Annotated in this window: 12 protein-coding genes and 2 pseudogenes; 5 read left to right on the forward strand and 9 right to left on the reverse strand. The window is 49.4% G+C overall.

Going from position 1 to position 14641, the window contains the following annotated elements; all coding sequences use genetic code 11:
* Positions 1 to 125: 125 nt before the first annotated feature.
* The 4 genes from pepV to AN963_RS11570 form a co-directional block, all read right to left on the reverse strand.
* Complete coding sequence (pepV, locus tag AN963_RS11555) at positions 126 to 1562, reverse strand: dipeptidase PepV (protein ID WP_055744755.1); 1437 nt, start codon at positions 1560 to 1562, stop codon at positions 126 to 128.
* Entirely contained in the window at positions 1549 to 2280 is a 732-nt protein-coding gene (locus tag AN963_RS11560; RefSeq protein WP_055744756.1) for a GTP pyrophosphokinase, read from the reverse strand. The genes pepV and AN963_RS11560 overlap by 14 nt, the downstream gene beginning before the upstream one ends.
* A gap of 124 nt (positions 2281 to 2404) precedes the next feature.
* Complete coding sequence (locus AN963_RS11565; protein WP_055744757.1) at positions 2405 to 4483, reverse strand: methyl-accepting chemotaxis protein; 2079 nt, start codon at positions 4481 to 4483, stop codon at positions 2405 to 2407.
* Between the two features lie 107 nt (positions 4484 to 4590).
* Positions 4591 to 5064, reverse strand: a complete 474-nt coding sequence (locus AN963_RS11570; protein ID WP_055744758.1) for an N-acetyltransferase — start codon at positions 5062 to 5064, stop codon at positions 4591 to 4593.
* Between the two features lie 197 nt (positions 5065 to 5261).
* Here AN963_RS11570 and AN963_RS11575 point away from each other — a divergent pair, with 197 nt between their 5' ends.
* Positions 5262 to 5861: a TetR/AcrR family transcriptional regulator gene (locus tag AN963_RS11575; RefSeq protein WP_055744759.1), complete on the forward strand. Its 600-nt coding sequence runs from the start codon at positions 5262 to 5264 to the stop codon at positions 5859 to 5861.
* Positions 5862 to 5887: 26 nt separating this feature from the next.
* Here AN963_RS11575 and AN963_RS11580 read toward each other — a convergent pair whose 3' ends face one another.
* Genes AN963_RS11580 through AN963_RS11585 form a run of 3 tightly spaced genes read right to left on the reverse strand, consistent with a single transcriptional unit; the run spans position 5888 to position 9048 of the window.
* On the reverse strand, positions 5888 to 7546 hold the full coding sequence (locus tag AN963_RS11580) for a peptide ABC transporter substrate-binding protein (RefSeq protein ID WP_055744760.1): 1659 nt from the start codon (positions 7544 to 7546) through the stop codon (positions 5888 to 5890).
* A 42-nt stretch (positions 7547 to 7588) separates the two neighbouring features.
* On the reverse strand, positions 7589 to 7762 hold the full coding sequence (locus AN963_RS31500; protein WP_169791921.1) for a hypothetical protein: 174 nt from the start codon (positions 7760 to 7762) through the stop codon (positions 7589 to 7591).
* A gap of 17 nt (positions 7763 to 7779) precedes the next feature.
* Entirely contained in the window at positions 7780 to 9048 is a 1269-nt protein-coding gene (locus AN963_RS11585; RefSeq protein WP_236707955.1) for an ATP-binding protein, read from the reverse strand.
* A gap of 182 nt (positions 9049 to 9230) precedes the next feature.
* Between AN963_RS11585 and AN963_RS11590 the strand changes: the two genes are divergently transcribed.
* The 3 genes from AN963_RS11590 to AN963_RS30300 all read left to right on the forward strand — a co-directional run bounded on the left by AN963_RS11590 (position 9231) and on the right by AN963_RS30300 (position 12424).
* Positions 9231 to 11723: a DUF3656 domain-containing U32 family peptidase gene (locus tag AN963_RS11590; RefSeq protein ID WP_055744761.1), complete on the forward strand. Its 2493-nt coding sequence runs from the start codon at positions 9231 to 9233 to the stop codon at positions 11721 to 11723.
* A gap of 27 nt (positions 11724 to 11750) precedes the next feature.
* Positions 11751 to 11981, forward strand: coding sequence for a DUF1128 domain-containing protein (locus tag AN963_RS11595; RefSeq protein WP_055744762.1), 231 nt, complete (start codon positions 11751 to 11753; stop codon positions 11979 to 11981).
* Positions 11982 to 12151: 170 nt separating this feature from the next.
* The gene (locus AN963_RS30300; protein WP_269084401.1) at positions 12152 to 12424 is read left to right on the forward strand and encodes a helix-turn-helix domain-containing protein; all 273 of its coding nucleotides are present in this window, start codon (positions 12152 to 12154) and stop codon (positions 12422 to 12424) included.
* Positions 12425 to 12438: 14 nt separating this feature from the next.
* On the opposite strand, the pseudogene AN963_RS30855 reads toward AN963_RS30300, so the two are convergent.
* Positions 12439 to 12882 (reverse strand): annotated as a pseudogene (locus AN963_RS30855) (homocitrate synthase/isopropylmalate synthase family protein); the annotation flags it as partial.
* A 17-nt stretch (positions 12883 to 12899) separates the two neighbouring features.
* Here AN963_RS30855 and AN963_RS30305 point away from each other — a divergent pair.
* Positions 12900 to 13049 (forward strand): annotated as a pseudogene (locus AN963_RS30305) (IS3 family transposase); the annotation flags it as partial.
* Between the two features lie 69 nt (positions 13050 to 13118).
* On the opposite strand, the gene AN963_RS11605 reads toward AN963_RS30305, so the two are convergent.
* Positions 13119 to 14621, reverse strand: a complete 1503-nt coding sequence (locus AN963_RS11605) for a DHA2 family efflux MFS transporter permease subunit (RefSeq protein WP_152985665.1) — start codon at positions 14619 to 14621, stop codon at positions 13119 to 13121.
* Positions 14622 to 14641: the final 20 nt, after the last annotated feature.

The raw sequence follows: 14641 nt of genomic DNA on the forward strand, positions 1-14641 counted from the left end.
AGGGGTCTTTCCTGCACGGCTCCGCTCCGGCCAGTGTCCCTAATACCTTCGCTTTTTTCCCCTTTCTCATTCATAAAAAAAGCGGGTGCGCCTTTTAGCTTGGCACAATCCCGCTTGTTTTTGATTTACTTTGCCAGTTCATAGATGGCTTGCGCGTAAATCGCTGTTGCCTTGATCAAGTCATCTACCAAAATGTACTCATCCCGCTGATGCGCACTGTCTGGGCGGCCAGGGAAGAGGGGACCAAATGCGACGCCAACATCCAGTGAACGGCCGTACGTCGCTCCTCCGATGGCGATGATGCCTGCTTCCTCGCCGGTCTGCTCCGTATAGACACGTTGCAACGTCGTAACCAGTGGATGATTCGGATCGACGCGGTGCGGGGTCAGATGCTCTACGACTTCCAATTCAAATGCTTCTTCGGCTCCGTGTGCTGCCAATACGGCAGACCAATGTTCGAAGGATACCGAATGAGGGTAACGAATGTTGAGGCGGAAGATCGCGTCCCCCTCTGCTTGGTACTCCAGTACGCCCGTATTCAAGGAAAGAGGACCCATTTCTGCATCGTCATGAGCAATTCCGAGCGTTTGACCGTAGTGCTGGTTGTGCAAGTACTGGTCTGCAAAGCGAACGTAGCTGGTTGCGCGTGCATCCAGTTGGAGTGTATGCAGGAAATGAATCAGATGGGTACCCGCGTTCACACCTTTACCCGGATCCATGCCATGTACAGATACGCCTTCCATGCGCAAAACGACCAAGCCATCCTTTTCCTCGGCAGAACCTTTCAGATCGTTGTCTGCCAGATGCTGGCGATAGCGCTCGACAATAGCCTGTGCATCCAGCTCTTGTGGAATCAGGACGGCTTCTCCTTTGTCTGGCACCATGTTCATCCGCAAACCCGACTGCAACGATACGAGCTTGGCTTGTACGTCAGCTGTTTCATGTGCAGTTTTTGCCTGAAATGCTGCAAGTGTCTGGCGGAGCGTCAGATCGGTCAGACCTTTCTCGGCATAAATGAGTGGGAAGTCCGCGTCCGGAGTGAAGCCCATCGTCGGCATTTCTTCTGTTGCAAAGTATGTATTCACGCATTTCCAGCTGGATTCTTCGTCGGTTCCAAAGATAAAGCGAACTCGCTTGGACAACGGCAGTCCCAGCTCCATCACGATCTTGGCAGCAAAGATGGCGGCCATCGTCGGTCCTTTGTCATCAATAGCTCCACGCGCAACGATCTTGCCATCGACAATCTCTGCTGCGAAAGGAGGTGTGCTCCAGCCATCTCCTTCTGGAACAACATCGACGTGGCTGAGGATGCCGATCAGCTCTTCCCCTTGTCCAAACTCTGCATGAGCAGCATAACCGCGCACGTCTTTTATGGTCATACCTGCTTGCTCGCAAACGCCAAGTGCATAATCGAGTGCCTCGCGGATGCCTTCTCCAAAAGGAGCACCCTCTTTGGCAGTCGCTGGATCGAGCACACTTTTCATTTGCAGAAAGGATTGCGTGGTACGAATTAGTTCCTCTTTTCGCTTTTGCGTTTCTTCCAGCCAATTAACGGTTTTCATCGTCGTGTTCTTTCCCTTCGTCTGTGGTACTATTTTCTATCCCGGCATCAATATCGAGGTCCAGCTCTACCAACGATAACAGGGAATCCATCGGCACTTCTTTCATCGTAAATTCGGCTTGCGCCTCTTTGATTTCTTCACGGATGTTGTTCATTTCGCTATCCAGCTTGTAGGAAGCCTTGGCTGCTTCGAACAGTCGCTGACGAATATTGGACGGGATAATCCCTTCATATTTGTAATTCAGCGAGTGCTCAATCGTTGCCCAAAAATTCATACCTAGTGTACGTATTTGAATTTCTACCGGAATGGTCACCTGTCCATCTGCCATCATGATCGGATATTCGACCGCCATATGGTAGCCTCTATACCCGCTCTCCTTTGGAGTCGACACATAATCCTTTTCCAGGTAGACACGCATATCGCCACGCTTGCGGATCATCTCCACGACAGCAGGAATGTCTTCGATAAACTGACAGATGATACGTATACCCGCAATGTCCCGAATCTCCCAGCAGATGTTTTCATCGATCGGAAATTGTAGTCGGTTTGCCTTATTGTAAATGCTCGGGATCGACTTGACCCTGCCTAGGGCAAACTCAATGGGAGAATACTCCTTGCGCTTGCGCAGTTCGTTGCGGATATTTTTAATTTTGACTTTGATCTCTTCTACAGCTTGCTCGAACGGCAGCAGATATAGTTCCCAATCTAGTTTGTGCACGCTTACGTCCCTCCGGCCTGAAACTCTCCATCGTCCTTATCATTCAACATTTTGGGTGAGATATCCTTCATAAATGGAAAAAGAGACGAACAGAGGCAAGCATGACTGCCCGCCTCTATTCGTCTTAATTTTCAGTTAATACAAACGTTGCCAATGACCCTCGCAGCTCTTCTGCCAATACAGCTAACTGATCGGCTGAGTGAACAATCAGCTCCATGGCTGCGCTCTGCTCCTCGACTGCTGCCGAGATGCTTTGGACGCCTGCCGCTGCATGAGCAGATGCTGATGACACTTCTTCTGCCACTGCCACTACTTGTCTGGCATCTGGTGCCATCCGGTTAAAAGCCTGTCTGACGCTCTCCATTTCTTGCGTAACACGGAGTATGTTTTGCTCGATTCGCTGGAACATCTCGCCGGATTGACGGGCCGTCTTAAGCCCATGTGCGGTCGTCTCCGATCCTTCCGCCATTCGCGCAACAGCCGCTGTCGTATCCTTTTGTACATCGCCGATCATCCGCGCGATTTGCAGTGCAGCCTCATTGGTTCCCTCAGACAGCTTCCGGACTTCCCCGGCTACAACGGCAAAGCCTTTACCATGTTCACCTGCACGTGCAGCCTCGATCGCTGCATTGAGTGCGAGCAAGTTCGTCTGACGGGCAATTTCGGAAATGACGGAAATGATACGTGATATGTCTTGGGATCGTTTTTCCAGCTCATGAATGACACCTGTGGCTGATTCGACTGAGCGGTTAATCTCTTCCATACTATCGATGACGGCCGTCACAGCTTGTCTACCTGCATCCGTATGTCGCTTCATCTCTTGCGAAGAGAGCGAGACTTGCTCTACGTTATCTGTCACACCCGTCACATCATTCGTCAAGTCGACTGCCAACTGCAAGGTCTGCCCCATTTTGTCCATCTGGTTATCAGCAGATGCCGCCACCTGATCCACGACTTGCACGATTTGCTGGCTCGAAGACGCGATCTCACTCGTATTGCCATGAATTTCTTTGACCGCCTCAGAAACGGACGCGGACGCCTGTCTTACCTGCAGCAAGATTCCGAGCAATTGATCCCGCATGGAGAGCAGCGATCTCGCCAGATCACCCAGCTCGTCCTTGCGCTTTAGCAGCCACTGCGGGACAGGAGTAGCGAAATCACCCTCACCAATTCGTCCTGCCACCTTTAGCATGCCGCGGAACGAACGCCGCAGCCAGTTGGCTGTATACAAAGAAATCCCAACGATAACAACTAAGACAACGCCATTGAAGATCAGCATGGCTTTCATAATTCGGTTAGGTCCGTTTAGAATCTCCGTCATATTCATTTCAGCGAGGATCGCCCAAGTCTTTTTACCCACTTTTACTTGATCAAAGGAGACGAGCACTTGTTGCCCCCGATAATCTATGCTCTCCGTCGTCCCCTTGAACTGCTGGGTCAGCAAGACTTGATCCACAATCGGTGTGTCCACCTGTTGCTTCAGCAAAGTCTCCAGCCCTTCCCCCAATTGGGAGCGCATCAATTTATCGGGTCCTACCAGATAGATCTTTCCTGTGTTTCCCAGGCCTTCTCGTTGATTCAGCTGCCGGGATATGTAGTCCAGCGTTACCTCTACCGCCAACTGACCTATGATATAGCCGTTTTCAAAAATCGGCGTTGCGATAAAGACGCCTGGGACGCTTCCTGAAGGTTCATAAAGACTGAGATCAGACATTTCTGTGCTCTGCCCTTTGAATGCCTTTTGAACGGTTTGCCCAAGCACAGAATCTGCATACAATCCCTGCAGCAGGCTGGTGCCTAGATCCTTTTGCGGCTTCGTCTGGTAGATCACTTCGCCTTTGTCATTTAACAGGTAGGCATTTGCAAAGCCGTACCTGGCCACTTCCATCTTCAGTTCTTTCGTGCGGGTTAACTCGACTTCCTGATAAGCTGGAGATTCTCGCCCCTGCTCCCACACTCCTCGAAATTCAGACAAGGCCGTGACGACCGTACTCGATGCGGCTAGCGTATCCAGATTGCGGGAACGCTCACGAAAGTAATTTTCCACTTGTTCCTTCTGGCTATTGCGCAGTGCCTCCAAGGTAGCTTTACTGCTGCTCAGCAATTCCCGCTTGGATTCGTTGTAAGCAAATACGCCTGCTGCCGTCAACGGTACGATCCCAGCCAACAATAGCACAATCAGTACGCGCGCCCCTAGCTTCATGTAAAGCCCCCCATAAAAATTATTTCTCTGGTAGAAAATTCACTATATTTTTATTATTCATATGAATATAGTACCAGAAAATAAAAAAGGAAGGCTATACCAAAGTATTATTCTGTTTCAAAAATCATCGCAATTTCATCGCACATAGGTAATTTGGAACAGTTGATGCAATCTTTCCATACTTTTTGCGGCAATGTTTCCTTCGCGACGATCCAGAATCCGCATTTTTCAAAGAAGGCTTTTTGATAGGTCAAAGCCAACACACGCTTGATCCCCAGGTTGCGGCATTCATCGACCAAATGGAGCACCAGGTGTTTACCAACCCCCATGCCTTTCGCTTTTTCCGAAATGGCCAACGAGCGAATTTCCGCCAGGTCCTCCCACAAAATGTGCAGACCTGCCACGCCTACGACAGTGTCCCCATCATGCGCGACGATAAACGACTGCAAATGTTCTAAAAATGAAAGTTTGGTCCGAGGAAGCATGAGACCCTGCTGTGCATATTCATTAACGATTTCCAACATCGCATCGACATCTTTGGTTGTGGCCTGACGCACGGCCAGCGCTTTCGTAACACTCATTTTACACTCCTCCACCCCATGCTCTTTCGGCTTGGTATGATATAATAATTATTCATTATAGTATATAAATATACAGTCGACTTTCTCAGAAGTCTATCCCTTTTTTCGAGGGTTTTCCCCTGAATGCATCGATAAATTCTTGTGCAGGTAACGATTGTGCTATAATCAAGCTTATTACACGAGGAGGTGTCTCCTTTTTGACTACTCGACGCGAACGAAAAAAGCGAGAAACACGGGAAAAAATCTTCAATTCCGCGATTAAGCTGTTCAAGCAGCACGGTTTTGAAGCAACCACCATCGACATGATCTCCGAAGAAGCGGACGTTGCTCGGGGGACGATCTTCCTGCATTTCACTTCAAAGGAAGCCATTCTCGCCAACTGGGGCTACGAGCGACTGCACGAAATTGAGGAACGGCGCGAAGAGTGGGATTATGATGACAACTGCAAGGCAAAAGTGCTGCGGATCTACAAGATCATGAACGAAGTGACGGTCACGAACTTTGATTTCATCAAGGTAGTCGTGGAGTCTTCGATGAAGCATCGCAAAGTGCTCGAAAACGAAAAAAATATGTACTTCGAACTGCGTCAGCTATTCGCCGACCTGATCGAAGAAGCACAAGAAAAAAAGCAGCTCAAGTCCAAATTCAACCCTTTGGTGGCTGCCAACATGTTGGAAAACATTTATTACAATGCGTTGTATGATTGGGTACGCAGCGAAGGCGCATGGGCTTTGGAAGAGATTATGGAAGAGAAGGTCTCTATCGTATTCGAAGGGCTGGTCGAGGAATCATCCTAGCGACCAGCCCTTCTTTTTATTAAGCGTTATTCAAACATGGCCCACTTGTACTGAACATTCCCCAAACCGGAGATGACGACATCCTTCAAATTTGGATTTTTCGCATATACCGTTGATTTGAAGTAGAACGGGATGACCGGCATCTCGTCTACGAGAATCTTCTCCGCGTTTTGCAAAATCGCTTTTCGCTTTGCGGCATCCTTTTCTTTGGAGGAGGTAGCCAAGAGATCCTCGAATTTTTTCTTCTCCCAGTTCGTATGGTTATTTCCTTCCTTGGTACGGAAGATCTCTAGGAAGTTGATCGGATCGTTGAAATCCCCCGTCCATCCCATCCGCGCTACTTGATACTTTCCGTTTTTCACGTTTTCGTAATAGACGTTCCATTCCTGATTTTCCAGCTTGACGTGCACACCCAGATTTTTTTGCCACATGTCCTGAACGGCTTGGGCAATTTTCGCCTGCGCTTCCTCCGTGTTGTAAGAAAGGGTGATCGGCGGCAGCTTATCTACACTCGCATAGCCTTCCTCTTTCATCCCCTCTGCCAGAAGCTGCTTGGCTTTTTCCACATCGTTGTCCTTGAACAGCCCTTGCTCATTTTCTGCAAACATCGTAGGCGGTACTACCGCTGTCGCGACCAGCTCGCCTCCCTGTGTCACATTGTCCACCAAGTCTTTCCTATTGATCGCGTAGGCGAACGCCTGACGAATCTTTTTGTTGTGAAACGGCTTTTGTACGGTATTGAACTCATACCAGTAGGTGCCTGCTTTTGGCGTGATTTCCAAGAGTCCTTTTTCCTTGAGCGACTGCATCGCATCAAGCGGCAAATTACCAGTTGGCGCTCCTGCCCAATCCAGATCGCCATTCTCCAGCATGGATAGCTCCGTATTGGCGTCGTTGATCATGTTCATCTCAATCTTCGTCAGCTTTACCGACTGGGCATCCCAATAGTTTTCGTTCTTTTCCAGGACGAGCTTTGTTTTATGTTCCCAGGAGGTCATCTTGAAAGGTCCGTTGGAAGTGTAGTCAGGTCCCGCTTCCTTGGCCCAGTCCGGGTGGTCCTTTACCACTTTCGTATTCAAAGGGAAGTACGTATAGAAAGCGGTCAGCTCCAGGAAGAAAGGAGTCGGATTCTCCAGCTGGACGACCAAGGTTTTGTCATCCTGGGCCTTTACGCCAATCTCCTCTGGTTTTGCTTTGCCGTTAAACGCCGCTTCTGCATTTTTCACGTAGAACAGCTGGTACGCATACTCGGATCCATTTTTCGCATCCAGCGTCCATTTCCAGGCGTTTTCAAAATCTTGTGCCGTCACTGGATCGCCATTGGACCATTTTGCATTGTCTCGTAGTTTAAATGTATAGGTCAACAGATCGTCCGAAGCCTGGATGCCCTCTGCAATCGCAGGCTGCGGCACTCCGTCCTTGTCGATACGGGTCAGCCCCTCAAATGTCTGGAAAATGACGTTGGAAGACCATACATCAGTAATGAGGCCAGGATGCAGCGATAATGGCTCCGTAAAGTTGTTCAGTCGAAGCACTTGCTCCGGTTCCTTTTTCTCCGGCGCGGGTGCTGGCGCTGGTTGGGCTGCAGGTGCTGGTTGCGTCTGATCACTTGGTTTCGCTGCATCCTGATTTTGTGCACATGCTGCGAGGGAAACGGTCAAGCCAGCCGCCAAAACGGCCTTCATCGTGCGTTGCCACCAACTCTTCTTTGTCTTATGTAGCATTCTTTATTCCCCTTCCTGAGGGAGCCGTTGCTGCTCTGCGCGCTGTTGCCATTCTTTCAGCTCTGTCTTGATTTGATAAAGCTCAGCTCGCGTCTCTAGCTTGAATGCTTTCATTTCGCTTTTGATGCAAGCCAGCTCATGAAACAGCTTTTCCCACATTTCCTGATCCTTGTCCATGTTCGCCTCCTTTCCGATCAGTGCACGGCTGGCAGTTGAATGATGACCTGCGTGCCCTTCCCTAACTCACTCTCAAAGAGGATCGTTCCCTGCATTGCTTCGATAATGCGGCAGGTCACCATCAGCCCTAGTCCGGTGCCTTTTTCCTTGGTCGAATAAAAGGGGAGTCCAATCTGCCGAATTTGCTCAGGAGAGATTCCCTCGCCCTCGTCGCGTATCACGATCACGACAGATGAATTCGCCTGCTCTACGGTCACGTGTAGGGAACCACCTTCCGTCATCGCCTCAATGCCATTTTTCATCAAATTCATCAGCGCCTGCTTGAGTTTGACCGGATTGCTAATGACGTGCAGCCCTGGTTCCGCTCGCGTCACAATCTCTACGCCGTTCATCACCGCGTAGGATGACATCAGAGCTGTCGTCTCCGAAACGATGTGCGTTAACTCTACCCGACTCATGACGTCGCCCTGGGGCTTGGCCAGATTGAGATAATCAGAGATGATCCACTCTGCCCGGTCGAGTTCTGTTAGGACGAGCTTTATGTATTCGTAGTTCTTGGGGTTGGTCTCTTCGCGAAGCAGCTGAACGAAGCCTCGCACCACGGTTAGCGGATTGCGCACTTCATGAGCCACACTAGCTGCCAGCTCGCTGATCAAATTGAGCTTTTCCGAACGTTCGATCTGAATCCGAATCATGTAAGATTCTCGGATAAACTCTACGAGATAGACAGTGGCTCCTATCGTCAGTATGTAGAGGTACGAAATGTTAACAATCGGCACAAGACGATCGTATATCGCTTCCAAAGACAAATTCTTGGTAAATAACAGAATGGCTGTCGTCATGACCGCTACCGATTCTTTGATAAACCCCATCAGCATGGTGAGCGCAAGCTTTTTGCGGAACGATAATCCATACCACCGTTTCACAAGGAAAAATGGGAGGATGGAATACACAGAAAATGCAATCAGCGCTACGGGAATGCCATCGCCACCAAGGTATATACGGTATCCGATCATCACAACGGATGTGAATATCCCTGGAATATACCCCCCGTAAAGAATCGTAATAATCAAGGGAATCGAGCGCAGGTCAAACCTCATTCCACTATCTGTATAGATAGGGAAGCTCATGCAAAAAATGACACTAAGAGAGCTGAGCAAAATGACAGGCCATGATTTAATCCCCAACTGTTTTGATTTCTTCTGATCAAGCCAAACGTTTTTGTAAAGCAGCACAGGGACGATAATAAATAACAATTGCAGCAAAATATCTTTGATGATTAACATATCTGTTCCTCTGTTTCGGGTGGAATATTTAGACTTTTCTTACAGAATACCACCTCGGCAGTCTTTTATGGAAGGCGCATTTTCAACATCTGCCAAAGCCGATGTTTTCCTTGCGATGGCCTCTCTATTTCCCTATGATGAAGATAGCTTGTTTTGAAGACCTTGGAGGTAATGACATACACATGCGAAATGGTATCAAGCGTGAAGATATTGAGCTGTTGGCCCCAGCAGGCAACTGGGACTGTTTGAAAGCTGCTGTCGCCAATGGAGCCAATGCCATCTTTTTCGGAGTCGAAAAGTTCAACGCCCGTGCGCGTGCCGAGAACTTCCATATGGCAGATTTGCCTGAGATTATGTCTTATTTGCACATGTACGGAGTGAAAGGGTTTCTGACCTTTAATATTCTGGTGTTTGAAAACGAACTGGAGGATGCTCGCGAGCTGATCGACGCCTGTATCCACGCCGGGGTCGATGCCGTCATCGTACAGGACCTCGGACTCGTCAAGCTCATCCGGGAGATCTCCCCTGACTTCCCGATCCACGGCTCCACCCAAATGACAATCACGTCACCGGAAGCCGTAGAGTTTACCAAGCCGTTTGATATTGAGCGCGTAGTACTCGGTCGGGAGAACTCCTTGAAGGAAATCAAAAAAATTGGTGAAAAAGCCAAGCTGCCGATGGAAGTATTCGTCCATGGTGCTCTGTGCGTTTCCTACTCGGGCCAATGTCTGACTTCTGAGATGTGGGGCGGTCGATCTGCCAACCGCGGAGAATGCGCGCAGGCTTGTCGTTTGCCGTATGACCTAATGGTGGATGGCGTGCAAAAGGAAATGGGCAACATCGCCTACGTCCTCTCCCCGAAAGATTTGGCTGCAATTGAATTGGTGCCAGAATTGATTCAAGCAGGCGTAACTTCTTTTAAAATCGAAGGCCGTCTGAAAACGCCAGAGTACGTAGCGAATGTCGTCAGCAAATATCGCGCTGCCATCGACCGCTATTTCGACGGTGTGGACACAGCCCCAGCCGAGCACGAGATCCGCGAGCTGCAGCAAAGCTTCTCACGCGGTTTCACGACCGGCTTTTTGGAAGGTACGAATAACAAACAATTGGTGGACGGCTCTTTCCCGAAAAGCCGCGGTGTCTTCCTCGGTACCGTCAAAAAATTGATGCCGAGTGCCGTTCTCGTAGAAATTTCCTCTCCTGTCAAACGCGGTGACGGAATCGTGTTCGACGCTGGAGATCCGACTCAAAAAGAAGAAGGCGGACGCGTTTACGACATCCTTTCCCGCAGCAAGAAGGTCGAGGGTGAAGTAAACAAAGGCCTTTATGAAATCGTCATGGGTCGCAACGACGTCAACCTGAAGCGTCTGCACGTAGGTGACCGCGTATGGAAAACCAGCGATCCTGAGCTGGACAAACGTCTGCGCAAAACCTTTGAGACGGAAAAGCCATACCATACATTCCCATTGGCCGTTCACGTGAGTGGTAAGCTGGGTGAAAAGCTAAACGTCACTTTTGTTGACAAGCTCGCATCCCATGCAGTAGCAGTCTCCTCTGACATGAATCTGGAGGCGGCACTGAAGCGCCCACTGACCCATGAGCTGCTCCACGATCAACTGAGCAGATTGGGCGGAAGCATTTTCCGATTGGAAGCCGCAGATTTAACAGTCGATCTCGATGGTGATCTGATCGTCCCTGTCAGTGAACTGAACAAAATGCGCCGAGACGCTGTCGAACAGCTCGTGTTCTTGCGTTCCAAGCCACCTGTTTACCGTCATCAGGACGTCAACGTCTATGCGGATGTACCACGTAAACAGCCTGTGGAAAAACCGCTCCTGACTGCCCTGTGCCGTTCTCTGGAGCAGCTGGAAGCAGCCGCGCAGACGGATGTGGATTTCCTGTACGCAGACTTCGAGTTCGTCAAACAATATCCGGAAGGCGTCAAGCTGGCGCACAAGTACGGTAAAAAAATCGGGATCGCGACCATGCGGATCCATATGCCGGATGAAAACGGCGTACTTGCCTTGATCGCGAAAAGCAATCCAGATGCCATCCTGATCCGCAATACGGGCGCACTCTATTACTACCTGTCGCGCCGTGATGAAATCAAGATTCCGCTGATCGGAGACTTCTCTCTCAACGTTGCGAACCATAAAGCTGTTGAGTTGTTCCTGGATGCTGGGCTGTCCCGCGTGACTCCGTCCTACGATCTGAACATCCAACAGATGGTCGATTTGCTCAGCCGTTCCAATGCTTCCAACATGGAGCTCGTCATCCATCAGCACATGCCGATGTTCCATACCGAGCATTGCGTATACTGCACCTTCCTCAGCGAAGGAACGGATCATACGAACTGCGGGACGCCTTGTGAAACATCACGCGTCTCCCTCAAAGACCGCGTCGGCTTCTCCCATCCGATTCGTGTGGATACCGGATGCAGAAACACGGTGTACAACGCCATTGACCAATCCGGTGCCGAGTACTTGAAAGAATTTCGCTCCCTCGATGTAGGCAGCTATCGAATCGAGTTCCTCGAAGAAGAGCCGGAACGTGTAAAGGAAGTCATCAGCCTCTATCGCAAAGCCTTGCGAGGAGAAGTAAGTGGTACCCAAGTATGGCGCACCCTGAAAGCGACCAACCAATTGGGCGTTACACGTGGCCAACTGACCAAATAAAGAATGATTGACTAGGGGGAGACCAAAATGGCTGATCTGAATCAACCATCTGTAGAGAATCTGGCTGTTCTGATCGAGGGCATCAAGTCCAAGCTGAACATGGCCAACACCACTGTTATGCGCCCGGAAGATTTTGACCTGGCACATTACGAAGACCTGCTGTACTTGTACAACATGGTGCAAAAGAAGACAGCGTTTGGTATCAATGAAATGACAGCAATCGTCGAAGAGCTAGGCGCGATGCGCAAGCAAGGGTAAGCTACAACAAAGATATTCATAAAAAAAGCGTCGTTCCCATCTGAAGTGCACCCCTTATAGTGGACATTGGAAAAAACACGAGTGTTTTAAACCGATGATTCCTATAGGGGGTGTTTTTCGTTATGGCAAAAATGGGGCAAAAGTTTACGAATTATAGTCATGAAATCAAGATGGAAGCAATTCGCTTGTACATGGAGGAAGGATGGTCTAATCGAAAGATAATGGAACATCTAGGGATCCCAGACAGAGGCCGAGTCACTACATGGACAAAGAAGTTCAAGCAGTTGGGTGAATTCGGCTTATTGGATCAGAGAGGTCGACGTGACGAATACATGGATCAAAATCGATATGTCCAAAAATTAGAGAGGGAGAATTCGATGCTAAAAAAGTGTTTACAAATTTGGATGCGGGAGGTGTCCAAGAGAAGTACAATGCCATCGTGAAATTGACTGAGTGNCATCAGAATTTTGAAGGAATCCAGGGTGAACAGATTTTTCAGCTTGCCTGCTGCTTCCAACAGCATCAGGGTAAGTGAAGCCTCTGCCCCTTCATATTGATAGCCTTGGAATTCACGCTCTTTGATTCGTGTAATGATCTCGCGTGCTTCTTCTCGCTCCAGCGAGAGATCGATCTCCAGCTCTTCCATTTTCGCAAGCAGGTTGCTTTGTCCCGCCAGCTCCGAAACCAGCACGCGACGAATGTTGCCGATGTTTTCCGGCTCGATGTGCTCGTACGTTTTCGGATCGCGCATAACCGCGCTGACGTGAATTCCACCTTTGTGTGCGAAAGCGCTGTGTCCGACAAACGGCTGGTTGTTCGGCAGCGTCATGTTTGCAATCTCTGCGACATAGCGAGCGAGTTGTGTCAGCTCCTGCAGCTGCTCACTGCTGATACAGTGATAGCTTCTCGCATCTCAAAACGGAAGCGCTCTACCCTTATGATATCCGAACAGTAGACGAGGCACAAAGGAGAATTGAGGAATATATCCATTTTTACAACTCTACGAGGCCACAAAGAAAATTAAACAAGCTGACGCCGATTGAGTACCGGCGCCAGCTTGCTGCTTAGCTCTTTTTTTAGTGTCCACTAAATGGGGTCTTGACCACATCTGGGACGGCGCTTTTTTCTCTTTCGATCCTACGACGGCTGTGCTGCCCCTTTTTTCTCACGCACCTCGTCTTCGCGCGGACGTGGGTTACGCAAGAACAAAGCGAGCAATAAGGCGACGATCGCAAATAGGGTTGCGATCAGAAAAGCGTCGTTCGTCCCCATCGCCATCCCTTGCATCGTAGCCAATCCAACCTGTGCCTGGTCTGCCGGATTGATCTGATTCCCGCGGATGATATCTGCGGTATGGGCGGCGCTCTTGGTCGTCATGATCGTCACGAACAACGACGTTCCCAATGCACCACCGATGGCATTGATCGTGTTGGACATCGCCGTTCCATGAGGATTCAATCGTAACGGGAGGGCATTCAGGCCCGATGTCATCACCGGCATCATTAACATAGACAACCCCAGCATCCGGACGGTATAGAGTGTCATTAAATAGCTGTAGCTCGTATACAAGCTTAATTTTGTAAAGCCAAACGTCGTGACAATCGTGATCACCAAGCCTGTGATCGCCAGCCAACGTGCGCCAAACTTGTCAAATAGCCTCCCCGTAATAGGCGACATGATTCCCATGAGGATACTACCTGGCAGCATCAACAGTCCAGATTGCACGGGGGTAAAGTGAAGGATATTTTGAACGTAGACAGGCAGCAAAATCATCCCTGAGTAGAGCGTCATGTTGACCATCAGGCTGATGAGAATCGCCAGTGAATACGCAGGGATTTTGAAGATGCGAAATTCCAGCATGGCGTGCTCAATATTCAACTGTCGCAAAACGAACGTCACCAAGCTGATACAGCCGATCAACAGCATCAAGATGACTTCCAAGCTCCCCCAGCCTTTACCACCTGCCGTACTAAATCCATACAGCAGTCCCCCAAAGCCAACGGTTGAAAAAATGACCCCCCACACATCTAGCTTGGGGTTCCCTGTTTCCGTGACATTCCTCAAGACAAAGGTAGAAATGATGAGGACAATGAGCGCAATCGGTAACACAATGAAAAACAAAAGACGCCACGTGTAATGCTCCACAATCCAGCCTGATAAGGTGGGGCCAATCGCTGGTGCGAACACCATCGCAATTCCCACAACTCCCATCGCTGAACCTCTTTTCTCTACCGGGAACATGTTGAAAATCACGTTGGTCATGAGAGGCATGACGATCCCAGCTCCAGCCGCCTGTATGACCCGACCAATCAGCATGACGAAAAAGGTAGGTGCGAATCCACATACGAGTGTGCCTAAAGAAAAAAGGCTCATGGCAGTGATGAATAACTGTCTCGTTGTAAATTTTTCCATCAAGAAAGCTGTCGTCGGAATCAGCACTCCATTGACTAGCATGTAGATCGTGATGACCCATTGTGCCGTAGAAGTGTTTATATGAAACTGATCCATCAGTTTGGGCAATGCCACATTCAATAGCGTCTGATTTAACAAAGCCGCGATTGCCCCCGCGATAATCACAGCGAGTATCGTCCCTTTGCGCACTTCCTTTTTCTCCATATGGTTATTATTATCGTTAGCCATTCGACTAGACTCCTTCACTA

The organism is Brevibacillus choshinensis (assembly GCF_001420695.1).
Lineage (GTDB): Bacteria > Bacillota > Bacilli > Brevibacillales > Brevibacillaceae > Brevibacillus > Brevibacillus choshinensis.

Bases quoted from the DNA above. Each gene is read 5' to 3' on its own strand.
- pepV (WP_055744755.1), bottom strand. From the start codon at position 1,562: ATGAAAACCGTTAATTGGCTGGAAGAAACGCAAAAGCGAAAAGAGGAA.
- AN963_RS11565 (WP_055744757.1), bottom strand. From the start codon at position 4,483: ATGAAGCTAGGGGCGCGCGTACTGATTGTGCTATTGTTGGCTGGGATC.
- AN963_RS11570 (WP_055744758.1), bottom strand. From the start codon at position 5,064: ATGAGTGTTACGAAAGCGCTGGCCGTGCGTCAGGCCACAACCAAAGAT.
- AN963_RS11580 (WP_055744760.1), bottom strand. From the start codon at position 7,546: ATGAAGGCCGTTTTGGCGGCTGGCTTGACCGTTTCCCTCGCAGCATGT.
- AN963_RS31500 (WP_169791921.1), bottom strand. From the start codon at position 7,762: ATGGACAAGGATCAGGAAATGTGGGAAAAGCTGTTTCATGAGCTGGCT.
- AN963_RS11585 (WP_236707955.1), bottom strand. From the start codon at position 9,048: ATGTTAATCATCAAAGATATTTTGCTGCAATTGTTATTTATTATCGTC.
- AN963_RS11590 (WP_055744761.1), top strand. From the start codon at position 9,231: ATGCGAAATGGTATCAAGCGTGAAGATATTGAGCTGTTGGCCCCAGCA.
- AN963_RS11595 (WP_055744762.1), top strand. From the start codon at position 11,751: ATGGCTGATCTGAATCAACCATCTGTAGAGAATCTGGCTGTTCTGATC.
- AN963_RS30300 (WP_269084401.1), top strand. From the start codon at position 12,152: ATGGAAGCAATTCGCTTGTACATGGAGGAAGGATGGTCTAATCGAAAG.
- AN963_RS11605 (WP_152985665.1), bottom strand. From the start codon at position 14,621: ATGGCTAACGATAATAATAACCATATGGAGAAAAAGGAAGTGCGCAAA.